Annotated in this window: 18 protein-coding genes and 1 pseudogene; 10 read left to right on the forward strand and 9 right to left on the reverse strand. The window is 66.2% G+C overall.

What is annotated here, in order from left to right; all coding sequences use genetic code 11:
• Window positions 1-51: 51 nt before the first annotated feature.
• A complete protein-coding gene (locus EN780_RS02305) occupies window positions 52-957 on the reverse strand; it encodes a LysR family transcriptional regulator (RefSeq protein WP_128271862.1) in 906 nt (301 codons plus the stop codon).
• A 122-nt stretch (window positions 958-1,079) separates the two neighbouring features.
• Here EN780_RS02305 and EN780_RS02310 point away from each other — a divergent pair.
• Window positions 1,080-2,241: pseudogene (locus tag EN780_RS02310) on the forward strand (MFS transporter).
• Between the two features lie 37 nt (window positions 2,242-2,278).
• Window positions 2,279-3,313, forward strand: a complete 1,035-nt coding sequence (locus EN780_RS02315) for an aldo/keto reductase (protein ID WP_128271864.1) — start codon at window positions 2,279-2,281, stop codon at window positions 3,311-3,313.
• A 180-nt stretch (window positions 3,314-3,493) separates the two neighbouring features.
• Here the strand turns inward: EN780_RS02315 and EN780_RS02320 are convergent, their stop codons facing one another.
• The gene (locus EN780_RS02320) at window positions 3,494-3,766 is read right to left on the reverse strand and encodes an aspartate-semialdehyde dehydrogenase (protein ID WP_127283041.1); all 273 of its coding nucleotides are present in this window, start codon (window positions 3,764-3,766) and stop codon (window positions 3,494-3,496) included.
• Between the two features lie 304 nt (window positions 3,767-4,070).
• Here EN780_RS02320 and acs point away from each other — a divergent pair, with 304 nt between their 5' ends.
• A complete protein-coding gene (acs, locus tag EN780_RS02325; protein ID WP_127283040.1) occupies window positions 4,071-6,026 on the forward strand; it encodes an acetate--CoA ligase in 1,956 nt (651 codons plus the stop codon).
• Window positions 6,026-6,775, forward strand: coding sequence for an MOSC domain-containing protein (locus EN780_RS02330; RefSeq protein WP_127283039.1), 750 nt, complete (start codon window positions 6,026-6,028; stop codon window positions 6,773-6,775). The genes acs and EN780_RS02330 overlap by 1 nt, the downstream gene beginning before the upstream one ends.
• Window positions 6,776-7,087: 312 nt before the next feature.
• Here EN780_RS02330 and EN780_RS02335 read toward each other — a convergent pair whose 3' ends face one another.
• Together EN780_RS02335 and EN780_RS02340 are read right to left on the reverse strand one after the other, a co-directional pair.
• Window positions 7,088-8,500 (reverse strand): pilus assembly protein, encoded by a 1,413-nt coding sequence (locus tag EN780_RS02335; protein WP_127283038.1) that lies wholly within the window; start codon window positions 8,498-8,500, stop codon window positions 7,088-7,090.
• A gap of 407 nt (window positions 8,501-8,907) precedes the next feature.
• Window positions 8,908-9,777 carry a transglutaminase family protein gene (locus EN780_RS02340; protein WP_127310069.1) on the reverse strand — a complete coding sequence of 290 codons (870 nt, stop codon included), beginning with the start codon at window positions 9,775-9,777 and terminating at the stop codon, window positions 8,908-8,910.
• A 251-nt stretch (window positions 9,778-10,028) separates the two neighbouring features.
• Between EN780_RS02340 and EN780_RS02345 the strand changes: the two genes are divergently transcribed.
• Complete coding sequence (locus EN780_RS02345) at window positions 10,029-10,694, forward strand: HAD-IA family hydrolase (protein ID WP_127286788.1); 666 nt, start codon at window positions 10,029-10,031, stop codon at window positions 10,692-10,694.
• A gap of 142 nt (window positions 10,695-10,836) precedes the next feature.
• Here EN780_RS02345 and EN780_RS02350 read toward each other — a convergent pair whose 3' ends face one another.
• Window positions 10,837-11,058, reverse strand: coding sequence for a DUF1674 domain-containing protein (locus EN780_RS02350; protein ID WP_127286787.1), 222 nt, complete (start codon window positions 11,056-11,058; stop codon window positions 10,837-10,839).
• A gap of 102 nt (window positions 11,059-11,160) precedes the next feature.
• Here EN780_RS02350 and htpX point away from each other — a divergent pair, with 102 nt between their 5' ends.
• Together htpX and EN780_RS02360 are read left to right on the forward strand one after the other, a co-directional pair.
• On the forward strand, window positions 11,161-12,180 hold the full coding sequence (htpX, locus tag EN780_RS02355) for a zinc metalloprotease HtpX (protein ID WP_127286786.1): 1,020 nt from the start codon (window positions 11,161-11,163) through the stop codon (window positions 12,178-12,180).
• Entirely contained in the window at window positions 12,177-13,553 is a 1,377-nt protein-coding gene (locus EN780_RS02360; RefSeq protein WP_245493236.1) for an RsmB/NOP family class I SAM-dependent RNA methyltransferase, read from the forward strand. Before htpX ends, EN780_RS02360 begins: the two co-directional genes overlap by 4 nt.
• 144 nt (window positions 13,554-13,697) lie before the next feature.
• Here EN780_RS02360 and EN780_RS02370 read toward each other — a convergent pair whose 3' ends face one another.
• Window positions 13,698-14,615, reverse strand: coding sequence for a phytanoyl-CoA dioxygenase family protein (locus EN780_RS02370; RefSeq protein ID WP_128271865.1), 918 nt, complete (start codon window positions 14,613-14,615; stop codon window positions 13,698-13,700).
• Window positions 14,616-14,709: 94 nt separating this feature from the next.
• On the opposite strand from EN780_RS02370, the gene EN780_RS02375 reads away from it, so the two are divergent.
• The 3 genes from EN780_RS02375 to purH all read left to right on the forward strand — a co-directional run bounded on the left by EN780_RS02375 (window position 14,710) and on the right by purH (window position 19,151).
• Complete coding sequence (locus EN780_RS02375) at window positions 14,710-15,546, forward strand: AraC family transcriptional regulator (RefSeq protein ID WP_128271867.1); 837 nt, start codon at window positions 14,710-14,712, stop codon at window positions 15,544-15,546.
• 158 nt (window positions 15,547-15,704) lie between these two features.
• On the forward strand, window positions 15,705-17,429 hold the full coding sequence (locus EN780_RS02380; protein ID WP_128271869.1) for a heparinase II/III family protein: 1,725 nt from the start codon (window positions 15,705-15,707) through the stop codon (window positions 17,427-17,429).
• A 105-nt stretch (window positions 17,430-17,534) separates the two neighbouring features.
• The gene (gene purH / locus EN780_RS02385) at window positions 17,535-19,151 is read left to right on the forward strand and encodes a bifunctional phosphoribosylaminoimidazolecarboxamide formyltransferase/IMP cyclohydrolase (protein ID WP_128271871.1); all 1,617 of its coding nucleotides are present in this window, start codon (window positions 17,535-17,537) and stop codon (window positions 19,149-19,151) included.
• A 152-nt stretch (window positions 19,152-19,303) separates the two neighbouring features.
• On the opposite strand, the gene EN780_RS02390 is transcribed toward purH, so the two are convergent.
• From EN780_RS02390 to EN780_RS02400, 3 genes are all read right to left on the reverse strand, one after another.
• Window positions 19,304-20,719, reverse strand: coding sequence for an MFS transporter (locus EN780_RS02390; protein ID WP_189556334.1), 1,416 nt, complete (start codon window positions 20,717-20,719; stop codon window positions 19,304-19,306).
• A gap of 13 nt (window positions 20,720-20,732) precedes the next feature.
• A complete protein-coding gene (locus EN780_RS02395) occupies window positions 20,733-21,470 on the reverse strand; it encodes a class I SAM-dependent methyltransferase (protein WP_127284806.1) in 738 nt (245 codons plus the stop codon).
• A gap of 52 nt (window positions 21,471-21,522) precedes the next feature.
• Window positions 21,523-23,515: NAD-glutamate dehydrogenase domain-containing protein (locus EN780_RS02400; protein WP_189556336.1), on the reverse strand; the 1,993-nt coding region annotated here is incomplete at its 5' end.

The raw sequence follows: 23,515 nt of genomic DNA on the forward strand, positions 1-23,515 counted from the left end.
GTCCGCTTCGTCTGAGCAGCCGCGCGTCCCTCGGGCGCGCGGCTTCCTCGTTCAGAGCCGCACCGTTTCGACCAGAAAATCGAGAAAGGCACGCACCCTGGCCGGCAGGTGCTTGCCCTGGCCGACATAGACGGCGTGGGTCATTTCCTCGTCGCCGGGATTGAAATCCTCGAGCAACGGCACCAGCCGGCCGGCGGCGATGTCGGGCTCGACATGCCAGCGCGCCAGCCGGGCGATGCCCGCGCCGGCAAGCGCCATCAGCCGCATCGCCTCGCCGTCGCTAACCTGGGCATTGCCCGTGATTGGGACCACGGTGGCACGGCCGGCCCTGTCGGCAAACGGCCAGCCGTCGATATGGCGCGCGAAGCGGAAGCCCATGCGGTTGTGGCGATCGAGATCGGCCGGCGCGCGCGGCGTGCCGCGCGCATCGAGGTAGGAAGGTGCCGCGACCACCACCACGCCGCTCTGCCCGAGCTTGCGTGCCACCAGCCGTGATTCGCCGAGCGGCCCGGCGCGGATGGCGACATCGGCGCGCTCCTCCATCAGGTCGATGACATGGTCGGTCAGGACGACGTCGACCGAGACTTCGGGATAGCGCTCTAGGAAGCTCGGCAAAAGCGGGATCAGCCGGTGCTGGCCGAACGGCACATAGGAGTTGATCCTGAGCAGGCCGCGCGGCGCGGCACCCGCTGCTGCCTCGCGCTCGGCCGCCGCCATGTCGGCCAGGATGCGCACGCCGCTGTCGTGGAAGGCGGCCCCTTCCGGCGTGAGCTGCAGCCTGCGCGTCGAACGGCTGACCAGGCGGGCGCCGAGCCGCGCCTCCAGCCGCGCGATCAGCTTGCTCACCGCCGACGGCGTCATGCGCAGCGCCCGCGCCGCAGCCGAAAAGCTGCCAGCCTCGACGACGCGTACAAACACCTCGATCTCGCCGGAGCGGTTTATCTCTGATCTCGCCATCTAAGAATCTATTTCACAACCGATGTGCCTCGGGCAAGTCTGGTTCACAGACGGCAGCAACACGATCTTCCGAGCCGGGACGCGGGGAAGTGCGTCCCGGCACCACCAACGGGAAGATCGCCATGCCTCTTGCTCTCTATGCCCTTGCCGCCGGCGCCTTTGGCATCGGCGTCACCGAATTCGTCATCATGGGCCTGCTGCTCGAGGTCAGCGGCGATCTTGGAGTCTCGATCTCGGCCGCCGGCCAGCTGATCTCCGGCTATGCGCTGGGCGTCGTTATCGGCGCGCCGCTGCTCACCATCGCCACCGGCCGCTGGCCGCGCAAGACCGTGCTCCTGGCGCTGAAATCTGGCCTGCGCGCTCGCTCCCGATTACTGGACGCTCATGGGCGCCCGCGTGCTCACCGCCTTTGCCCACGGCACCTTCTTCGGCGTCGGCTCGGTCGTGGCAACCGGGCTGGTCGCGCCCAACAGGAAAGCCTCGGCGATCGCGCTGATGTTCACCGGGCTGACCGTCGCCAATATCCTCGGCGTTCCCTTCGGCACCTGGCTCGGCCAGGCCTTCGGCTGGCGCGCCACCTTCTGGGCGGTGACGCTGGTTGGCATCGCGGCCTTCGCGGTCATCTTGGCCCTGGTGCCGCGCGACCAGCCAGAGCCCCAGAAGAGCAATCTGCGCGCCGATCTCGCGGTGCTCGGCCGCGCACCCGTCCTGCTCGGCTTCGCCACCACCGTGCTTGGCTATGCCGGCGTCTTTGCCGTCTTCACCTACATCGCTCCGATGCTGACCGAAATCAGCGGCTTTCCGGAAGCGGCGGTGTCGCCGATCCTGCTGGTCTTCGGCGGCGGCCTCATCGCCGGCAACCTGGTCGGCGGCAAGGCCGCCGACCGCTGGCTGGTACCGTCCGTGCTTGGCAGCTTGATCGTGCTGGCGCTGGTACTTGGCCTGATGACGTTCGCCCTGCAGAGCCAGGTGCTGGCGGTCATGTTTGTCGGCCTGCTCGGCGCCGCTGCCTTCGCCACCGTGGCGCCGCTGCAGATGTGGGTGCTGGAAAAGGCCGAAGGCGCCGGGCAGAGCCTCGCCTCCTCCTTCAACATCGCCGCCTTCAACCTCGGCAATGCGGCCGGCGCCTGGCTGGGCGGCGCGGTCATCTCCCACGGTCCGGGCCTCGGCGCAGTGACCTGGGTTGCCGCCCTGCTGCCGCTTTCGGCACTCGGCGTCACGGCACTGGCGCTGCGCCTCGATCGCACCACGACATTAGGCGAGCCGGCATCCGCCCGCTCGTAACAACCCGACAACCCCTTCGACACCACAGGAGCAAAAAATGGACTATCGACGTCTTGGCGCCTCGGGCCTGAAGGTTCCGGCGCTCTCGTTCGGGGCCGGCACCTTTGGCGGCTCCGGCCCGCTGTTCGGCGCCTGGGGCAACAGCGATGCGCAGGAGGCGCGCCGGCTGGTCGACATCTGCCTCGAGGCCGGCGTCAACCTCTTCGACACCGCCGATGTCTATTCGAACGGCGCTTCGGAAGAGGTGCTGGGCGCGGCGATCAAGGGCCGCCGCGACGCCGTGCTGATCTCGACCAAGACATCGCTGCCGATGGGCGACGGGCCAGCCGACTACGGCTCCTCGCGCTCGCGTCTGATCAAGGCGGTGGAGGACGGGCTCAGGCGTCTCGGCACCGACTATATCGACCTCTTGCAATTGCACGCCTTCGATGCCGGCACGCCGATTGAGGAGGTGCTGTCGACGCTGGACGACCTCGTGCGCGCCGGCAAGCTGCGCTATGTCGGCGTCTCCAATTTTTCCGGTTGGCAGGTGATGAAGTCGCTCGGTCTGGCGGAGCAGCACGGCTATGCGCGCTACGCCGCGCATCAGGTCTACTATTCGCTTCTCGGCCGCGACTATGAATGGGAGCTGATGCCGCTCGGCCTCGACCAGGGCGTCGGGGCGCTGGTGTGGAGCCCGCTCGGCTGGGGCCGGCTGACCGGCAAGATCCGCCGCGGGCAGCCCCTGCCGGAAAGGAGCCGGCTGCACGACACGGCGAGCTTCGGCCCGCCGGTCGAGGACGAGCATCTCTACAAGGTTGTCGATGCGCTTGAGGCTGTCGCCGCCGAGACCGGCAGGACCGTGCCGCAGATCGCCATCAACTGGCTCCTGCAGCGGCCGACCGTCTCCTCCGTCATCATCGGCGCCCGCAACGAGGAGCAGTTGCGCCAGAACCTCGGCGCCGTCGGCTGGGCGTTGACGCTGGAGCAGATGAAGAAGCTCGACACGGCAAGCGAAGTCACAGCGCCTTACCCGTACTTCCCCTATCGCCGGCAGGAAGGTTTCGCCCGGCTCAATCCGCCGGCGGTGTGAGGGCTGGCGCCGCCTAGTCTCCCCCCTCGAGGGGGAGATGTCGCCAAAGGCGACAGAGGGGTCGCCGCGCGTGAAGCGCCGACTTGATCTTCACGATTCCGCAAGGGCGTCGCGCTCTATGTGAGACGACCGCCTCTGGCCGCTTTGCGGCCATCTCCCCCTCAAGGGGGGAGATTAGCCTCAATGCAGCACGAACTCTCCATCCACCTTGCGCCACTCGTTCGGCGCGATCAGCGTCTGGTGCGTGTAGGTCACCGAATGCAGCGGCCCGTCGAGCTTGGCCTTCCAGAACTCGATGAAGCGGATCAGCACCGGAAACTTCGGCGCGATGTCGTAGTCCTGCCAGATGTAGCTCTGCAAGAGATGCGGATGGTCGGGGAAATGATAGAGAATCTTGGCCGTGGTCAGCCCATACCCCTTGAGCATCAGATCGATTTCGGAATGATCATACATTGCAGCCCCCTGCGACGATCTCCTTTCCTCCCAATGTCGGATTCTGCGCTCAGTTGCTTAACTGTCTATTGATTTTTTCTGATCGTATCGGCCTTTTCCTTCGCCAAAACATGCAGTTAGCAGCGATGGGCGGAGAGTGCTGACAGGGCGGTGCGATGCCCCTGCGTCATCCCGCCGCGCGAATCCAACGTCTAATATTGCCGTCGGCGCGGAACTGTTAATAATGCGCCCGAATTCGCGGCCGCGTCGCCGCGTCGCCGCCGGCGCTTCAAGCCGGCGGAACAGTCCGGGAGGAAAGCGAAGAATGTCCGAGGTTCACGTCCATCGGGTGCAGCCGGCGTGGAAGAAGAACGCGCTGATCGACAACGATACCTATCTCAAATGGTACGCCGACAGCATCAAGAGCCCGGACAAGTTCTGGGGCAAGCACGGCAAGCGCATCGACTGGTTCAAGCCTTTCAGCAAGGTCAAGAACACCTCCTTCGACGGCAAGGTCTCGATCAAATGGTTCGAGGACGGCGAGACCAACGTGTCCTGGAACTGCATCGACCGCCACCTGAAGAAGCGCGGCGACCAGACCGCCATCATCTGGGAAGGCGACAATCCCTATGACGACAGGAAGGTCACCTACAACGAGCTCTACGTGCATGTCTGCCGCTTCGCCAATGTGCTGAAGAAGCACGGCGTCAAGAAGGGCGACCGCGTCACCATCTACATGCCGATGATCCCGGAAGCAGCCTATGCGATGCTGGCCTGCACGCGGATCGGCGCCATCCATTCGGTCGTCTTCGGCGGCTTCTCGCCGGACGCGCTGGCCGGCCGCATCGACGACTGCAAGTCGACCATCGTCATCACCGCCGACGAGGGCCTGCGCGGCGGCAAGCATGTGCCGTTGAAGGAAAACACCGACAAGGCGATCGAGATCGCCGCTAGGGCCGGCACCGCGGTCGACAAGGTGGTGGTGGTGCGCCGCACCGGCGGCAAGGTCGGCTGGGCGCCGGGGCGCGACGTCTGGTACCACGAGGAAGCCGCCACCGTTAAGGCCGACTGCAAGCCGGAGAGGATGAAGGCCGAGGATCCGCTGTTCATCCTCTACACCTCCGGCTCGACCGGCAAGCCGAAGGGCGTGTTGCACACCACCGCCGGCTATCTCGTCTACGCCTCGATGACGCACCAATATGTCTTCGACTACCACGACGGCGACATCTACTGGTGCACAGCCGATGTCGGCTGGGTCACCGGCCACAGCTACATCGTCTACGGCCCTCTCGCCAACGGCGCCACCACGCTGATGTTCGAGGGCGTGCCGAACTACCCCTCGCAGTCGCGCTTCTGGGAAGTCATCGACAAGCACAAGGTCAACATCTTCTACACCGCGCCGACGGCGCTGCGCGCGCTGATGGGCGCCGGCGACAGCCATGTGACGAAGACCTCGCGCAAGTCGTTGCGCGTGCTGGGCTCGGTCGGCGAGCCGATCAATCCGGAAGCCTGGGAGTGGTATTTCAACGTCGTCGGCAACGGCAAGGTGCCGATCGTCGACACCTGGTGGCAGACCGAGACCGGCGGCATCCTGATCACGCCGCTGCCCGGCGCGACCAACCTCAAGGCCGGCTCGGCGACGCGGCCCTTCTTCGGCGTCCAGCCGCAACTGGTCGACGGCGACGGCAAGGTGCTCGAGGGCGCCGCCGACGGCAATCTCTGCATCACCGATTCCTGGCCCGGCCAGATGCGCACCGTCTATGGCGACCACGACCGTTTCGTGCAGACCTATTTCTCGACCTACAAGGGCAAGTACTTCACCGGCGACGGCTGCCGCCGCGACGCCGACGGCTATTACTGGATCACCGGCCGCGTCGACGACGTCCTCAACGTCTCCGGCCACCGCATGGGCACCGCCGAGGTCGAATCGGCGCTGGTCAGCCATGACAAGGTCTCCGAGGCCGCGGTCGTCGGCTATCCGCACGATATCAAGGGCCAGGGCATCTACTGCTATGTCACGCTGATGGCCGGCGAGACGCCGAGCGACGGCCTGCGCAAGGAATTGGTCGACCATGTCCGCAAGGAGATCGGCGCCATCGCCACGCCCGACAAGCTCCAGTTCGCGCCGGGCCTGCCGAAGACCCGCTCGGGCAAGATCATGCGCCGCATCCTGCGCAAGATCGCCGAGGACGATTTCGGCGCGCTCGGCGACACCTCGACGCTGGCCGATCCGGCCGTCGTCGACGACCTCGTCGCCAACCGGCAGAACAAGAAGAGCTGATGGCCGACGCCGCGGCCCTGGGCACGGTCAGCCAGCTCTGGCGCTATCCGGCAAGCTCGCTCGCCGGTGAGCGCCAGGACGCGATCGAGGTCGGGAGCCGCACCGTCGCCGGCGACCGCCTGTTCGGCCTCGTCGATGCGACAAATGGTGAGATCGCACGGCCGGACCGGGAGGCGAAATGGCACAAGGTGCCGTTGATCCGCACCCGGCTGTCGAAGGCCCGCGAGCTGGAAGTCGCCGTCCCCGGCGGCGGCTGGCTAGCGGCGCCCGGGGCCGAAAGCGACCGCGCCGTGTCGGCCTTCCTCGGCTTCGAAGCCTCGATCCGGCCGTTCGGCCAGGAAAACGCCGCGCCCTCCTATGCCGGCCCGCTGACCGAGGCGCGCTACGCCAAGGCGCCGATCCATCTGCTGACCACCGCCTCGCTGGCGCGGCTGAAGGCGCTGCATCCGGAAGGGGCGGCCGACCCACGCCGCTTCCGCCCGAACATCGTCGTCGACATGGAACCGGTCGAGGGCTCGTTTCCCGAAACCGAATGGATCGGCCGCAAGCTGGCCGTCGGCGACCTGCTGCTGACCGTCTCGGAGCCGTGCCGGCGCTGCGGCTTCACCATCATCGCCCAGGACGGTTTCGACAGCGATCCCGGCATCCTGCGCAATCTGGTGCGCCACAACGCCCACAATCTCGGCGTCTACTGCACCGTCGACCGGCCGGCGCGGGTCGAGATCGGCGCGCCGATGCGCTTCGTCTGACCAAGGCGCCGCGCACCGTTTTCGTCTGCCCCTTGTCTTTTGCTGCAACGCACCCCATCATGAAGGTGTGTTCAACAGATCGAAAGGAGGTGATCCGATGTCGAGTGATTTCGTTTTCCAGAACGTGGCCTCAGCGGATTGCACTTTCGGGAAGCAGTCTTCCCGTTAAGGCGCGAGAAGCGCGGCAGGTGATGCGATGGCATCACCGCCAGAGACCGCGCCATGGACGGAAACACGGAAGGCCGCCGGCTTCGTCAAGAAGCGGCGGCCTTTTCCGTATATGGGAGTTGCGCAGGCTCGCCGGGGAACGCCTCAGCGATTGATTGTGAGCTTCTCGATATTCTTGGTGATCTTGCCGAAGGCTTCGGCCAGTTCCGGACCGTTCGCCGCCTCATAATAGTGCTTGAGCGACGACGTATCCGCCGTGGCGCAATCCTTGAGCAAGGTCTTTGCCTGGTTGCGCTCCGTCGTCGTCATCGACGGATCGTTGAGATCGAAGCCGATGGTGAAGATCTCGATGCCGTCGCGCTTCATGTTGGAGCAGATGCTTTCGGCGTTGCCGCGCGACATCTGGCCGGCGTCCTGTGCTTTGGGCGCGCCGCGTGCTCCGGCGAAAGCGGTGTTGAACTGGCCGTCCGTCATCAGGATGGCGATCTTGGCCACCTTCCTGCTGTCGAAATTGGCGGGACCGGCGCCGAGGCCGGCATCGGCGATGGCGGAGCGCCACGCCGGGGAGAGCATGTAGTAGCCCCACTGCGCGGCGATCCCGCCGGCCGTGACGCCCGCGGCGCTGAAATGATCGATGGCGGTGAGCAGCTTTCCTTCATCGGCCGTCAGCGGAACGAGGGCCGCCGAAGGGCATACTTTCATGCGGTAGTCGCGGTTGACCTTGGCCTGGTAGGTCTTGCCCTTGTTGTCGAGACGCAGCGTGTAGGGTCCGTCGGAGGAATAGTCGGCATAGCCGTCCTTGTCCTTGCGCTCGGTCGCGCATTTGTCCGGCGCCGACGTCGCCGAAGCCGAGACAGGCGCATCGATCGGCGGCGGAACCTTCGGGCCATTCGTCGTCTCGACGAACACGGTGCCGGCCAGGCCGCCTGTGTTGACGGCCTCGGCATAGGGGACGATCGATACGCGCACACGCGGATTGCTGGGGTCGCGGTTCTGGCCGAGCAGATCGCTGACGGCGTCCGAAGCGGCGGCCTGCAGGTCGCCGATCTTGTTGGTCTTGGCGCGCTTGTCGGGAGCCATCGAACCGGTGACGTCGAGCATCATCGCCACCTCGATTGTCTTGTCGGAATAGAGCGCCGTGGTGGAGACCGCGACGCGCTTGGTGTCGCCCATGCTAAACAGCGGGAAGTAGAAGGCGACATCGACATGCACGTCCGCCCGGACGGTCTTTGCGGTCTTGTCGACCGTCAGCCTGTCGAGGACGATCTGATCGGCCTCCAGGATGCCGGCCGCGCTGTTGGCGTCGAGAAACGCCTGCACCGACTTGTTCGCATCGGCTTCCTTGATGACGCCGGTGGTAAGATCCCGCGCCGTCGAGGTGACCGCTGCGTCGACCACGCCCTGCAGGCTCGATTGGGCATTGTAGAGCTGGGTGATGTTGACGCCGAAGCCGACGCCGAGCGCCAGCACCGACGCGGCAAAGCCGAACAGGATGGCGAAGTTTCCGCCGCGATCCCTGGCAAAGCCGCCCTGAACAAGACCTGCAAAACGCCGCATCTTCCGCCTCCATTCGCTATCGGCCTCGAAGCCGTCTGACGGATGCGGTGCAGGATTCCGGCCGGTTGGGCCGTCACGCCGGATGGAATCCGGCGTCTTCTGGTCAAGCTCTTGTTTTTGCTTGTTCGAAGCGGCACAAGGTGAACGGCCGGTAAACAAAAAGCCGCAGGCGTGCCGTCGTTTAGGAAGCGCTTACCATGAACGGCCTTCGCGCCGCCGAGCCGCGAAACGCGGTCCCAGTCCGGCACAGGCGCGCTGTGCCGAAGCGGATCATGGCGTTTGGGCGATCAGGCAGTCGCGGGGGACGACCAGGGTTGTTCATCGTTTCATGAAAACGCTGACCACCCTGTCTCTTGTTTTGACGCAATTCCTGATGGAAACAGTGTCAGACTTTTCCTGGAATTGCTCTACGCCAGCATGCGCGCGCTGGCCGTCCTGTCGAGACCGTGATGGGGCGGACTGAACAGATTGCGTTCCTGCTCATAGGTCCAGACCTTGAACAGGGTGAGCCGGTGTGGGCCGAAACTGTGCAGCAGCGGCACGTCGGTGGCGTCGCGGCCGCGCGCGATAACGATGCGACCGATCCTCGGAATGTTGTGGCGGGGATCGAACGCGTACCATTTGCCATCGAGGAAGACTTCGATCCAGGCCGAGAAATCCATCGGCGCCGGATCGACAGGCACGCCGATGTCGCCGAGATAACCGTTCACATAGCGGGCCGGGATGTTCATGGCGCGGCAGAGCGTGATCGCCAGATGCGCGAAGTCGCGGCAGACGCCGACGCGCTCCTCATGCGCCTGCGCCGCCGTGCGGGTGGCGCGCGCATAGCCGTAGCCGAACGACAGGCGGCTGTGGACATAATCGACGATCGCCTGCGCCCGTGCCCAGCCCGGCGGCAGGTTCCCGAACAGCTGCCAGGCGAGATCGCTGAGATGATCGGTCTCGCAGTAGCGGCTGCCGAGCAGATAGACCAGCGCGTCGTCGGGCAGTTCCGCCACCGGCGTTTCCCCGGCCAGCGTGTTGACCTCGTCCGGCTCGCCGCTGTCCTCGACGACCGCGTCGTAGAGGATGCGAAAGCCGCCAGCGGGCGCGGTGAAGCGACGACAGCTGTTGCCGTGGCGGTCGTGGTAGACCCTGGTCGGCACCGAAGGAGATGTCAGCACGCGCGTCTGCCGCTTGATGTCGGGCTGGCGCTCGCTGTGAATGTCGAGCAGTGAGATGATCGGCGTGGCTCCGGTGCATTCAATGGCGATTTCGTAGCCGAGCCGTATCAGCATCACGATTACCCCCTGCGGTCATTCTGGAAGACAGTCTTTCAAACGCGGCAGGCCTGCCATGGTTCCGCTTGGAACGCTTTCAGGAACAGTGCGTAGTGGTCTTCCGTACGGAATTGCGCAAAACAGATATTGGAGCGGTTTGCACCGCTCCGGCGTGTCAAAAGGCAGCCTTGCGCCTTTCCACGGGCCGGCCATGAGGCTACGGTCGATCGCAGCTTAGTCCCTCCCGAAAACGACCTCCAGGATTTTAGATGTTTGCAGGCAGAAAATTCGCGGCCTTCCTGTTCGATATGGACGGCACGGTGATCAATTCCATTGCCGCGGCCGAAAGGGTGTGGACTGACTGGGCTGAGCGCCAGGGCCTCGACGTGGCGGCCTTCCTACCGACGATCCACGGCAAGCGGGCTGTCGAGACCATCGCCGGACTGATGCTTCCGGGCATCGATCCGGTGCTCGAGGCCGACACGTTGCTGAAAGCCGAAGCGGCCGATCTCGAAGGCATCGTGCCGATCGCCGGCGCGGTGGCGTTTCTGAGCTCGCTGCCGCCGGAGCGCTGGGCGATCGCCACCTCGGCGCCGCGCGAACTGGCGCTGCTGCGCATGGAGGCGGCCGGCATTCCGGTTCCCGCCGTGATCGTCGCGGCGGAGGATGTGACACGCGGCAAGCCGGCGCCCGATTGCTTCCGGCTGGCGGCCGAAAAGCTCGGCGTCGATGCGCGCGACTGCCTGATCTTCGAAGACGCGCCGGCCGGCATCGCGGCGGCGGAAGCGGCGGGTGCCACGGTGATGGTGATCAGCGCCACGCACACGCACCCGCTCGCGACGCCGCACGCATCGATCGCTTCGTACGACGGGCTTGGCATTACCGTCGATGATCGGGGTGGGATTGAGTTGGCACCGTCTCGGGCCGCGGCCTAGGGGGCGTCGAGGTTCAGGTCAGGCCGAGTCGAGAAGGGTGGTTTCCGAGAACCGGAGCGGAGCGTACTTGAAGTACGTGAGCACCGGAAGCGTAGGAAGCCAGCGTTCGCAGGCCGGCCTCACCTGAATATCGGCGCACCCGCTAAAAGTCGCTGGTGAGACCCTTCACCTCCCAGTCGCCGTAGCGGCCGGGTTCCTTGCCGCCGCGGCCGCCGATTTCCTTGGGCATCGCGGCTTCCTTTTCGCGATATTTCCGGCGCCTCGCCTCAGCCTCCGCCAGCGCGCGGCTGGCCGCCGGCGTCAGGGTCTTTTGTGGCGCGTCGCTCGCCGCCGCGGCATCGACTTTGCTGGTCTGGTCGGTCATGCGATAGTCCTGGCGCATTGAAACAGGGGCAGGTGTCTCCCATCATATAGCCATGAACTCGCAAGGATCGACCCCTTTCGCCATCACGGACGGATCTAGACGATGAACACCCTTCGCACCGCCATGCTTCTTGCCGCGATGACGGCGCTGTTCATGGGCGTCGGCTTCCTGATCGGCGGCTCCGGCGGCATGGTGATCGCGCTGCTGATCGCCGCCGGCATGAATCTGTTCAGCTACTGGAACGCCGACAAGATGGTGCTGTCGATGAATCGCGCCGTCGAGGTCGATGCGAAGAACGCGCCCGAGTTCTACGCCATCGTCGAGGCGTTGGCCAAGCAGGCCGGCCTGCCGATGCCCAAGACCTATCTGATCGACAATCCGCAGCCGAACGCCTTCGCCACCGGCCGCAATCCCGAGAATGCCGCGGTGGCCGCCTCCACCGGGCTTCTGGAACAGCTCTCGCATGAGGAAGTGGCGGCGGTGATGGCGCACGAGCTCGCCCATGTCCAGCACCGCGACACGTTGACCATGACCATCGTCGCGACGCTGGCCGGCGCCATCTCGATGCTCGGCAACTTCGCTTTCTTCTTCGGCGGCAACCGCGACAACAACAACCCGTTCGGCTTCGTCGGCGTGCTGGTGGCGATGCTGGTTGCGCCCTTCGCCGCCATGATCGTGCAGATGGCGGTGAGCCGCACCCGCGAATACGAGGCCGACCGGCGCGGTGCCGAAATCTGCGGAAATCCGCTCTGGCTGGCATCTGCCCTTGACAAGATCGCCCGCGGCGCCGAACGCATCCGCAACCCGGATGCCGAGCGCAATCCGGCGACGGCGCACCTCTTCATCATCAATCCCCTGCACGGCGAGCGCATGGACAGTCTGTTCTCCACCCATCCCAACACCGACAACCGCATCGCCGCCCTGCAGGAGATGGCGCGCGAGATGGGCGGCCGCCCAGCGCAGGCGCCACGGCAGGCGCCGACATCCGATCCGGCGGATGACGAGCGGACGCCAGGTCCATGGGACCAGGCCGCGCGGCCGGAGCAGCCGGCGCAACCCGCCAGGCCTAGGCCCAATCCTTGGGGCCGCAACCCGACCGGGCCCAAGGGTCCGTGGTCGTGAGCGGCGCCAAACGCCGGCAGCGCACCCCAGGCGATCGTGACGACAGGACCGAGGCAGTCGCGGGCCTCGCCGCGCGCAAGGCGGCGGCGCGCTTGCTTGCCGCTGTCATCGACGCGCGCACGCCGCTCGACGGCCTGACCGACCACGAGAACGGCCACCCGCAATACCGGGCGCTCGACATGCGCGACCGGGCGCTGGTGCGCGCCATACTGGTCACCGCGCTGCGCCACCGGATGACGATCGCCGGGCTGCTTTCCCGCCGGCTGGAAAAGCCGCTGCCGCAGAACGCCACCGCGCTGTCGCACATATTGCATGTGGCGGCGGCGCAGATCCTGTTCCTCGACATTCCCGACAGCGCCGCCGTCGACCTTGCCGTCACCCATGCCAAGTCCGATCCGCGCACGCTACGCTTTTCCGGCCTCGTCAACGGCGTGCTGCGCACTCTGGCGCGGGCCAAGGACGCCGAACTCGCTCCCGCGCTGGCCGCCATCGAGGAGGCGCCGACCTGGTTTTCCGGCCGGCTGAGGGCCGCCTACGGCGCGGACAAAGCGATGGCAATCCTTGCCGCGCATCGCCACGAGGCGCCGGTCGATTTCTCGGTCAAGTCCGATCCGGTGGTCTGGGCCGAGCGGCTCGGCGGCATCGTCCTGCCGACCGGCACGGTGCGGGTGGAAAGGCTCAGTGCCTCCGTCCCCGAACTGCCCGGCTTCGCCGATGGCGCCTGGTGGGTGCAGGACGCCGCCGCCGGCCTTCCCGCCCGCCTGTTCGGCGACATCAATGGCCTGCGCGTCGCCGACCTCTGCGCTGCCCCCGGCGGCAAGACGGCGCAGCTCATCCTTGCCGGCGCGCGCGTGACCGCCGTCGACACCTCGAAGAACCGGCTGACGCGGCTGGCGCAAAATCTCGAACGCCTCGGCCTGGCCGCTGAGCTCGTGCAGACGGACCTGCTCGACTACCGGCCGGCGGAGCCGTTCGACGCCGTTCTTCTCGACGCGCCCTGCTCCTCGACCGGCACGGTCAGGCGGCATCCCGACGTGCCGTGGACCAAGACCATGGCCGATGTCGAAAAGCTCGCCGCGCTGCAGCGCAAGCTGCTCGACCGCGCCGTCGGCCTGGTCAGGCCCGGCGGGCGCATCGTCTTCTCCAACTGTTCGCTCGACCCGCTCGAAGGCGAGGAGCTTTACCGCGCTTTCCTCGCCGATACCGCCGATGTCGCCGACGATCCCATCCACCCCGGCGAGATCGCCGGCATCGATCCGTTCCTGACGCCGCACGGCACGCTGCGCACCACACCAGCCGATCTACCGCACGAATCGCCCGGACTGTCCGGTTTGGACGGCTTCTTCGCCGCCCGTATGCGGCGAGTGGCCTAGCGCCAAAGGCGGGCTGAGATTCAGGTCAGGGCGGGGACGAAAATGGTGGCTTCCGAGAACCGGAGCGGAGCGTGCTTGAAGTAAGCGAGCACCGGCAGGAAGCCGCCATTTGCAGGCTGGCCTCACCTGAATATCGGTCCGCCTTTAGAGCATGTCGTCTAGCGACCGATGCTTGCCCCACCGGGCATCGATCTCGTCATCGACGTTCTGATAGCGGATATCGGTGGAGAGCCGGATCCGCCCGGTCAGGCTTTGGTTGGTCGTCGAGGCATGGATCATGTAGGGCGAGTGAAGAACGACATCACCCGCCTCGTAGTCCGCCATCAGCCAGCGCGTATCGAACCGTTCCGCCATATCGGGCAGGTCCTTCGACACCCAGCCGCCCTCGCCCATATTGCGATTGTAGGCGCTGATGCGCTCCTCGGCGCTGAGCCCGGCATTGTCCTTCATGAACTGCGCCTCCATGGCGGCGCCGACGACGTGCGAGCCTTCGAGATAGACGAGCCCGCCCATGTCGACCGGGATGTCGCCAATCGGGATCCAGGCGGTGACCACGCGGCTGCTGCCGCCACGCAGATAGACGAGGTCGTAATGCGCCGGCGTGGCGACGGACGTGCCGGGCTGGGTGAAGCGCATGATCTTGCGCTTGTGGAGATAGGACACCCCACCCACGAACGCATCCATGAGGCGCGCCATCAGCGGCTGCGCGCAAAACCCCTCATAGGCGGTCGAGCGGACCAGCGACATCAGACGGCGATCGGCGAGCTGGCGGTCGAACGCGCCGACGGCCGCGATGCCGAGCGAAGGGTCGTGCCCGGGCATCAGCAGACCGCTCTCGGCCAGATGCGACAGCACCCAGCCGCGGAAATCGATCACATCGCCGCGCGGCAGCAAGCCCTTCAGCCAGACATAACCTTGCCTGCCGAAGAGTTCGCGGATGGCCTCGATCCCGGCGCAAGCATCGGTGGGCATCAGATACCCCAACCGGTTCGGCGCCGTCGACAGCGCCTTGCCGTTGGCCGTGAGCGCAACCGGTAGGACGATGCCGGCCGATCTTGACATTTCAATCATCCTCGACGGTTATCAGCTCCCGTGTATGTGCCTCGAACATGGCATTGCGGCCATGGACGGAACAGCAGAGCTGGACTTTTCGCTCATGCTCGATCGACATTTTGCGCTGTACAGATCGCCGCCGGCGGCCGCGGGCGGCCTGTCGGTGACCGGGGTCGGCCGCCATCGCGTCACGCAGGCAATCACCAGGCGCAGCCTGCCCGATTTTGCCCTGGTGCTGGTGGAGGAAGGGCGCGGCTGGCTTGAAACCAGGGCCGGCGGCAAGCAGGCGATCGAGGCGCCGTCCCTGTTCTGGCTGTTCCCAGGCAGGACGCATTCCTATGGGCCGGACGGATCGGGATGGCTTGAGCGCTGGGCGCTCTTCGAAGGCGCCCTGACGCGCGATTTCACGCGGCAGCGGCTGATGATCGACGCGGCGCCGGTGGTCCCCTTGCGGGATCTTGGCGAGATGCAGCGCCTGTTTGACAGGCTGCATGCCGAACTGTCGCAGGATAGCGTGCTCAGCCGGTCGGAAGCCGCCGCGACCATGCACCAGATCGTCGTGCGGGCCGCCCGGCAAGCGGCGGGCTGGAGCGGCCGGGAGCCAGATCGCCAGGGCGCGGCCGACTTCCAGCATGTGATCGACGAATTGCGCAATCGCGCGGTCGGGCAAATCGACCTCGACGCCTTCGCCGCGGAATTCGGCGTCTCGCCGGCGACGCTGCGCCGCAAGGCCGCGCGGCTCACCGGCATGTCGCCCAAGGCATTTCAACTGCGCATCCGGCTCGATCTTGCCAAGCAAATGCTGGCCGCCTCGGATTCACCCATCGAATCAATCGCAGCCGCGGTTGGTTTCCACGACGCGTTTTATTTTTCCCGGCTGTTCCGGGATCGCGAAAATTGCTCCCCAAGCGAGTTCCGCGGCCGCCACAGGCGGAAGTGAGCGCCGAGAAACGACGCGTCAATCGGCGAGATGAACCGACTTTTTCAGGGAGGGCCGTGTCCGGATTGCGTGCACGGCCTCACTTCCGCGAAATGCGCCTTCGCATAAGTTCTTGAATCATATAAGCTTGTGCTTGGGCAGGGACATCAGGAGGGGCTTTGGCACTTGTTGCCGGAAACACGACGCGTCTATGGACGCTCGTCGCGAAGGAGTTCTGGCGCAAGACGCGCCGGCGTTTGCGCGCTGGTCCAGTCTACCGCTGGCGCTATTCCGGCCGCACGCCCGAACGCGTCCTGATCGCGCCGCCGGACCTGAGACTCGCCGATCCGCAGATCGCGCTTGAGATCTACTATGGCCGCTATCCGCTGTCCGGGCATCTCGTCGAGACCGGCGGCAAGTCCCCCTTCCAGATCGAGGTGCCCAATCGCGGCTGGCAAAAGACGTTGCACGGCTTTCGCTGGCTGCGCCATATGCGCGCGGCCGGCACCGAGCTTGCCGCCGCCAATGCCCGCGCCCTTGTCTCCGACTGGATCGCCATCCACGGCAACCAGATTTCCGGCATCGCCTGGGAGCCCGGCACCACCGCAAAGCGGGTGATTGCCTGGCTGCAGCATTCCTCCGTCGTGCTGCAGGGCGCCGAATTCCCCTTTTACCGCGCCTTCCTCAAATCGCTGGCCGTGCAGATCCGCTATCTCCGCTCGATGGCGCGGGCGATGCCCGAAGGCAAGGACAGGCTGCGCGCCCGTATCGCGCTCGCCTTCGCCGCTCTGTCGCTGCCGGCGCCGGCATCGGCGTTGCGCGGCGCCACCCGCAACCTCGCCGAGGAGCTCGACCGCCAGATCCTTCCCGACGGCGGCCATATCTCGCGCAACCCGATGACGGTGCTCGAGCTTCTTGCTGACCTTTTGCCGCTGCGCCAGACCTATGCCAACCAGGCCGAGACGCCGCCGCCGGCCTTGATGGGCGCCATCGACCGCATGCTGCCGGCATTGCGCTTCTTTCGCCATCAGGACGGCAGCCTCGCCCGCTTCAACGGCATGGGCGCGACCATTCATGACCGCATCGCCACCATCCTGCGCCACGACGACACCGTCGGCGCGCCGCTGCTGCACGCGCCGCATTCCGGCTATGAACGGCTGTCGATGGGCGGCGTCACCGTCATAGCCGATACCGGCCTGCCGCCGCCGGTCGACGTCTCCAACGCCGCGCATGCCGGCTGCCTCGCCTTCGAGATGTCCTCCGGCCGCCAGCACTACATCGTCAATGCCGGCATCGACACCTATGGCGCCGCCGAGTTCCGGCCGCTGGCCCGCGCCACCGCGGCGCATTCGACCGCCACCATCAACGACACGTCCTCGGCGCGCTTCAGCCACTCGCTGCGCGTCAACGACCTGCTCGGCTCGCCCTTGATCGGCGGCCCGCAGCATGTGCCCTGCAAGCGCACCGATCAGAAGGGCAGCCAGGGTTTCCTTGCCCGTCACGATGGCTATGCGCAGCGCTTCGGCTTTCTGCACGAGCGCGAACTGACGATGTCGACCAATGGCAATGTGCTGGCGGGCCGGGACCGCTTCCTGCGCCCCGGGAGAGCCGCGATCCGCAACAATGGCCGCGACTTCGTCACCGTCCGCTTCCACGTCCACCCCGACATCAACCTGCTGCAGGACGAGCATGACCGGCTGGTGCTCGCCGCCGACCAGGGCGACACCTGGGTGTTCACCTGCACCGAGGTGGTGCCCGAGGTGGAGGAATCGATCTATTTCGCCGGGCTCGGCGGCCCGCGCCGCAGCCGCCAGATCGTGGTTGCCTTCAAGGCCTCTGAGCTATCGGAGGTCCACTGGCAGCTGACGCGCACGACCATCGCCGGCTACCCGGAAAACAGTTGACGGCGCGCAACGGCGTGCGATGCCAACCGCACGGCGCTTGATTTCCTGACCTCATATGCTACGGCGCGGGCTTCTTCCAATCCAGCCTTGAAAGGCCGCCAGCCCATGGCCGTCGCCGCCAAGAACATTCCCGCGCCCGACCTGGTTCCCGTGCGCCGCGCGCTGCTGTCCGTCTTCGACAAGACCGGCCTGATCGACTTCGCCAGGGCGCTCGCCGCCGCCGGCGTCGAGCTGGTCTCGACCGGCGGCACCGCGAAAGCGATCGCCGATGCCGGCATGGCGGTGCGCGACGTCTCCGAACTGACGGGCTTTCCCGAGATCATGGACGGCCGCGTCAAGACGCTGCACCCCTCGGTGCATGGCGCGCTGCTCGGCGTGCGCGACGATCCCGAGCATGCCAAGGCGATGCACGACCATCACATCGAGCCGATCGACCTCGTCGTCTGCAACCTCTATCCGTTCGAGGAGGTGCGCCGCTCCGGCGCCGGCTACGCCTCGATCGTCGAGAACATCGACATCGGCGGACCGGCGATGATCCGCGCCTCGGCCAAGAACCACGCCTATGTCGCCATCGTCACCGATCCCGAGGACTATGCCGCGGTGCTCAACGCGCTGGACATGAACATCGGCTCGCTGTCGCTTGATTTCCGCAAGAAGCTGGCGGCCAAGGCCTTCGCCCGCACCGCCAGCTACGACGCGGCGATCTCCGGCTGGTTCGCCGAAGCGCTGGACATCGAGCATCCGACCTGGCGCGCCTTCGGCGGCCATCTCGATCAGGTGATGCGCTACGGCGAGAACCCGCACCAGACCGCCGGCTTCTACCCCAACGGCGACAAGCGGCCGGGTGTCGCCACGGCGCGCCAGCTGCAGGGCAAGCAGCTCTCCTACAACAACATCAACGACACCGACGCCGCCTTCGAGCTGGTCGGCGAGTTCGATCCGGCCCGCGCCGCGGCCGTCGCCATCATCAAGCACGCCAATCCCTGCGGCGTCGCCGAAGGGACCTCGCTGAAGGCGGCCTACGCCAAGGCGCTCGCCTGCGATCCGGTCTCGGCTTTCGGCGGCATCGTCGCCATGAACCGCACCCTCGACGCCGAAGCGGCCGAGGAAATCGTCAAGACCTTCACCGAGGTCATCATCGCGCCCGACGCTTCCGAGCAGGCGACCGCGATCGTCGCCGCCAAGAAGAACCTGCGCCTTCTGGTCACCGGCGGCTTGCCCGATCCGCGCGCCGCCGGCACTTTAGCGAAATCGGTCGCCGGCGGACTGCTCGTCCAGGGCCGCGACAATGCGGTGGTCGACGATCTCGAACTGAAGGTGGTGACCACGCGGGCACCGACGCCGGCCGAGATGGCCGACCTGAAGTTCGCCTTCCGCGTCGCCAAGCATGTAAAGTCAAACGCCATCGTCTATGTCAGGGACGGCGCCACGGTCGGCATCGGCGCCGGCCAGATGAGCCGCGTCGATTCCTCGCGCATCGCCGCCCGCAAGGCGCTCGACGCGGCGGAAGCCGCGGGGCTCGCGGAGCCGTTGACCAAGGGTTCCGTGGTCGCTTCAGACGCGTTCTTCCCTTTCGCCGACGGCCTGCTGTCGGCGATCGAAGCCGGCGCCACCGCCGTCATCCAGCCGGGCGGCTCGATGCGCGACGACGACGTGATCGCCGCCGCCGACGCGCACGGCATCGCCATGGTGTTCACGGGCGTCAGGCATTTCCGGCACTAGCTCCCGGCTGAGAGACGTTTGAGAATTCGCTCCGCTGAGTCGGATGGCGTGGTTTTCGAGAACCGGAGCGGAGCGGACATTCAAGTCCGTGAGCACCGGACGCGCAGAAAACCGCGTCAGGCGGCCAGCGGAGTAGAATTATCGAATGTCTCTCATTCCACCGGCTGGTCCGCCGGATATGGCGTCCTGATCAGGATCGCTATGCCGATGCCGAGGAACAGGATGATGACCGCCATGCCGAGCCGGGCCGAGTCGGTGGCCCAGCTGATCGTCGCCAGCAGGAACGGCGCCAGGAAGCTGGTCGCCCGCCCGGACAGGGCGTAGATGCCGAAATAGCGGCCGGATTCGGCGGCGGTGACGCTGCGCGCCATGTAGGAGCGCGACGAGGCCTGCACCGGTCCGAAGGCAAGCCCGATCAACAACCCGTAGAGGATGTAGGCCTTCTCGGCCGCGGTGCCGAACAGGCCGCCGGAATCGACGGTGGACAGTTGGATCAGGCCGAGCAGTGTGAAACCCGGGCCTGTCGAGACGATGCCGGCGGTGGCCACTGTCAGCATCACCAGCGCGATCATCACCACCGCCTTGGAACCGAGCGCGGTGTCGAGGCGGGCGGCGATCCAGCAACCGAAGATGGCGACGACATTGAGGATGATGCCGAAGATGCCGATCTCGGTGATCGACCAGCCGAACATCGCCGCCGCGAACACGCCGCCCTGCGTCAGCAGCGCATTGACGCCGTCCTGATAGATCATGCGGGCGACGAGGAAGCGGAAGATGCCGACGCGCTTGCGCGCCTCGGCCAGGGTCGACTTCAGCTCGGACAGACCCTGGCGCACGGCCGGTCCGATCGGGATGCCTTTGGCGGCATCGGGGGTGAAGAAGAACATCGGCAGGATGAACAGGAAATACCAGCCGGCCGACATCGGCCCCGTGGCGCGGGCGTCCTCGCCAAGCTTCGGGTCAAGCCCGAGGATCGGGTCGAGGCCGATGATCGTCTTGCCGGTTTCGGGATTGCCGGCCATGAACAGGATGACGAAGATCAACGCGATCATGCCGCCGAGATAGCCCAGCCCCCAGGCGATATTGGAGACGCGGCCGATCTCGCTCTTCGGCACCAGACGCGGCATCATCGAATCATTGAAAACAGTGGAGAACTCTGCCGCCACCGAGGCCAGCGAGAACAGGGCCACGATCAGGAAGACGTTCGAGCCGGGGGCGGCGAGCCACAGCAGCGTCAGGCTGGTGATCTTGATTGCGGCGAAGCTAGCGATCCACGGCTTGCGCGGCCCGGTCTGGTCGGCGATCGAGCCCAGTATCGGCGACAGCACGGCGATGACCAGTCCCGCGGCGGCGATGCCCCAGGCCCAGGCGGCCTGGCCCATCACCGGATCGCTGACCATGCGCGAGGCGAAGTAAGGCCCGAAGATGAAGGTGGTGACGACGGTGAAGAACGGCTGCGCTGCCCAGTCGAAGAACATCCAGCCCCAGATGCCGCGCCCCGACGCCCGCTGCACTGTCTCTATTGCCGCCATGCTGATTCCCTCGGCCCGCCCCGCGTCGGGCGCCATGTCTGCATGTTTTTCATGACGGTGCAAATGCGGCCGGCTTCCTGCCCGCGACGGCTGTCGCGCAGCCGAAGAAGAAGCGCTTGAACTCGACCTCGAGCCCCTCGGCCCTCAACATTTCCGCCACGGCGGAAGCGTCGCCGAAATTGGTCGAGTAGGTGCCGATCATCGAGAAATCCTGCGCGCCGTTGAGCAAGGTCCTTTCGACAAGCGGCAACACAACCTTCAGGTGGAACAGATAGAGCGGCCTCAACCACCAGCCTTTTGGATCGGATGCTTCGATCATGCAAAAGACGCCGCCGGGCCTGAGGCAGCGCGCGACCAGCCTGGCGAGCTTCGCATGCTGCTCGCTGTTGAAGGTCTTCAATCCGAAGGTGGAGACGATGAAATCGGCGTCTGCGTCGGGCAAATCGCTGGCCAGCACATCGTCTTCGATGAAGGCGATCTTGTGGGCCCTGTGTGTATGCAAACGCTCCATGGCGCGCAGATGCATGCCGGACGAGATATCGACGGCCGTGATCTCGGCGATATCCGGAAAGCGCTTGAGCAGATGCGGCCATACCTCGCCGGTGCCGGCCATCAGGTCGTAGCCCTTCGGTTGCCGTGTTTCTGGCGCAGGCATCAGTTCGACGCATTGCCGGCGCCAACGCTCGGTGAAGCCGAACGAGCACACCCAGCTGAAGGCAATGTATTGACCGGAGCAGCGGTCGAAGACACCTTTGACGAATTGCGCGTCATAGATGTTTTCGCTCACAACAGGGGCAGGACCCTCCTCGGGCCGAACCGGATCCTCGATCTCGCTCAGCCTACATCCCCGTCAGGTCGCTCATCAGCCCGGATGCCACGGACAGCCGTGACACGGTGATGTCGCCGCCCTCTGTCAGCGCTTGCAGCCGCTCGCGGATGCGCGCGACCCGTTCACCACCGGCTTCCAGCCAGGCCGCCACCGGATCCGCCGCCTTGGCGTGGGCGGTCAGCGCCGCCACCGCGATGCCGCGCCGTGCCGCGCCGATCGTGTCGGTGGCGCGCGAAAGCGCCAGCTGGTCATAGTAATCCGGCGGCGAGATCGCCCGCGCCGCCTCCTCGACGCGCGGGATGCGGAAGGCGTCGCTGACGGCGAAGAAGGCCCTTGCGGCGGCGACGATATCGGCATTGGCGGTGCGCGCTGTCAGCGCGATGTCGGGGATCAGCTCGGCCAGATCGGCCAACGCCAGCTGCCCGGCCAGCCGTTCCGGCGCCCCGCCCTTGAACAGGCTGTGCCGCCGCTCCTCGATCCGCTCGCGCGAGTAGGCCGGCAGCAGCGAGGCGAGCTTCGGCTCCAGCGCCTTGCGCGCCTCCTGCAATTCGGCGATGCGCTGGCCGAGCGGCGCCGTGCCGGCATGGTTCTTCAGATACCAGCCGCTGGTCATGAAGATAAGCCGGCTAACCGCCTGGTAGAGATCAAGCTGCACCTGGCCGTCGATCTGGTTGTCGAGCGCGTCGATTTCCTTGTAGAGCGCCGGCAGCGCGAAGCCGTCGCGCACCACGGCGAAGGTGCGCACCACATCGGCGGCCGTGCGCCCGGTGGCCTCCTGCAGCCGGTTTACGAAGGACGGACCGCCGCGATTGACGAGGTCGTTGGCGACCACGCGGGCGATGATCTCGCGGCGCAGCCGGTGGCCGTCGATCTCGGCAGCGTATTTCTTCGCCATCCGCTCCGGGAAATAGCCAAGCAGATCGCGCTCGAAATGCGGATCGTCGGGCACGTCGCTGGCGACGATGTCGGAGAACAGCACGATCTTGGCATAGGCGAGCAGCACGCCGAGCTCGGCCCTGGTCAGCGGCTCGCCGCGCGCCTCGCGCTCGGCAAGCGCCGCCGGTGACGGCAGCGTCTCGACGGCGCGGTTGAGCAGGCCGCGCGCCTCCAGCGCCGTCATGAAGCGGCTCTGATGCGCGATGTCGGCCAGCCCGCGCTTGCGCGCGATCGAGAGCGCCAGCGTCTGCTGGTAATTGTTTGACAGCACCAGCCCGCCCACTTCGCCGGTCATCTCCGAGAGCAGTTTGTTGCGCGCCGGCCGGGCCAGCGCGCCCTTGCGCATGGCCGACGCCAGCGCGATCTTGATGTTGACCTCGACGTCGGAGCAGTTGACGCCGGCCGAGTTGTCGATGGCGTCGGAATTGCAGCGCCCGCCATTCATGCCGAATTCGATGCGCGCCCGCTGCGTGACGCCGAGATTGGCGCCCTCGCCGATGACTTTGGCGCGCACATCGAGCGCGGTGACGCGGATGGCGTCGTTGGCGCGGTCGCCGACGTCGGCATTGGTCTCGTTCGATGCCCTCAGATAGGTGCCGATGCCCCCGAACCACAGAAGGTCGACAGCCGCCTTGAGGATGGCGTTCATGATCTCGACCGGCGTCGCGGTGGTCTTGCCGAGCCCGATCGCGGCCGCGGCGGCGGGCGGCAGCGTGATCGACTTCTGGTTGCGCGAGACGATGACGCCGCCTTCCGACAGTTTCGACTTGTCGTAGTCCTGCCATGAGGAGCGCGGCAGCGCGAACATGCGTTCCCGCTCGGCCATCGACGCCGCCACGTCCGGATCCGGATCGATGAAGATGTCGCGATGGTCGAAGGCCGCGATCAGCCGCGTCTGCGGCGACAACAGCATGCCGTTGCCGAACACGTCGCCCGACATGTCGCCGACGCCGACGACGGTGAAGGGCGAGGTCTGGATGTCGCGGTTCATCTCGCGGAAATGCCGCTTGACCGCTTCCCAGGCTCCCTTGGCGGTGATGCCCATCTTCTTGCGGTCGTAGCCGGCC

The sequence above is a fragment of the Mesorhizobium sp. M4B.F.Ca.ET.089.01.1.1 genome (assembly GCF_004022605.1).
Taxonomy (GTDB): domain Bacteria; phylum Pseudomonadota; class Alphaproteobacteria; order Rhizobiales; family Rhizobiaceae; genus Mesorhizobium; species Mesorhizobium abyssinicae.

Excerpts from the sequence above, each read along its gene's own strand:
- EN780_RS02305 (WP_128271862.1), bottom strand. The coding sequence starts at position 957 with ATGGCGAGATCAGAGATAAACCGCTCCGGCGAGATCGAGGTGTTTGTA.
- EN780_RS02315 (WP_128271864.1), top strand. The coding sequence starts at position 2,279 with ATGGACTATCGACGTCTTGGCGCCTCGGGCCTGAAGGTTCCGGCGCTC.
- EN780_RS02320 (WP_127283041.1), bottom strand. The coding sequence starts at position 3,766 with ATGTATGATCATTCCGAAATCGATCTGATGCTCAAGGGGTATGGGCTG.
- acs (WP_127283040.1), top strand. The coding sequence starts at position 4,071 with ATGTCCGAGGTTCACGTCCATCGGGTGCAGCCGGCGTGGAAGAAGAAC.
- EN780_RS02330 (WP_127283039.1), top strand. The coding sequence starts at position 6,026 with ATGGCCGACGCCGCGGCCCTGGGCACGGTCAGCCAGCTCTGGCGCTAT.
- EN780_RS02335 (WP_127283038.1), bottom strand. The coding sequence starts at position 8,500 with ATGCGGCGTTTTGCAGGTCTTGTTCAGGGCGGCTTTGCCAGGGATCGC.
- EN780_RS02340 (WP_127310069.1), bottom strand. The coding sequence starts at position 9,777 with ATGCTGATACGGCTCGGCTACGAAATCGCCATTGAATGCACCGGAGCC.
- EN780_RS02345 (WP_127286788.1), top strand. The coding sequence starts at position 10,029 with ATGTTTGCAGGCAGAAAATTCGCGGCCTTCCTGTTCGATATGGACGGC.
- EN780_RS02350 (WP_127286787.1), bottom strand. The coding sequence starts at position 11,058 with ATGACCGACCAGACCAGCAAAGTCGATGCCGCGGCGGCGAGCGACGCG.
- htpX (WP_127286786.1), top strand. The coding sequence starts at position 11,161 with ATGAACACCCTTCGCACCGCCATGCTTCTTGCCGCGATGACGGCGCTG.
- EN780_RS02370 (WP_128271865.1), bottom strand. The coding sequence starts at position 14,615 with ATGTCAAGATCGGCCGGCATCGTCCTACCGGTTGCGCTCACGGCCAAC.
- EN780_RS02375 (WP_128271867.1), top strand. The coding sequence starts at position 14,710 with ATGCTCGATCGACATTTTGCGCTGTACAGATCGCCGCCGGCGGCCGCG.
- purH (WP_128271871.1), top strand. The coding sequence starts at position 17,535 with ATGGCCGTCGCCGCCAAGAACATTCCCGCGCCCGACCTGGTTCCCGTG.
- EN780_RS02390 (WP_189556334.1), bottom strand. The coding sequence starts at position 20,719 with ATGGCGCCCGACGCGGGGCGGGCCGAGGGAATCAGCATGGCGGCAATA.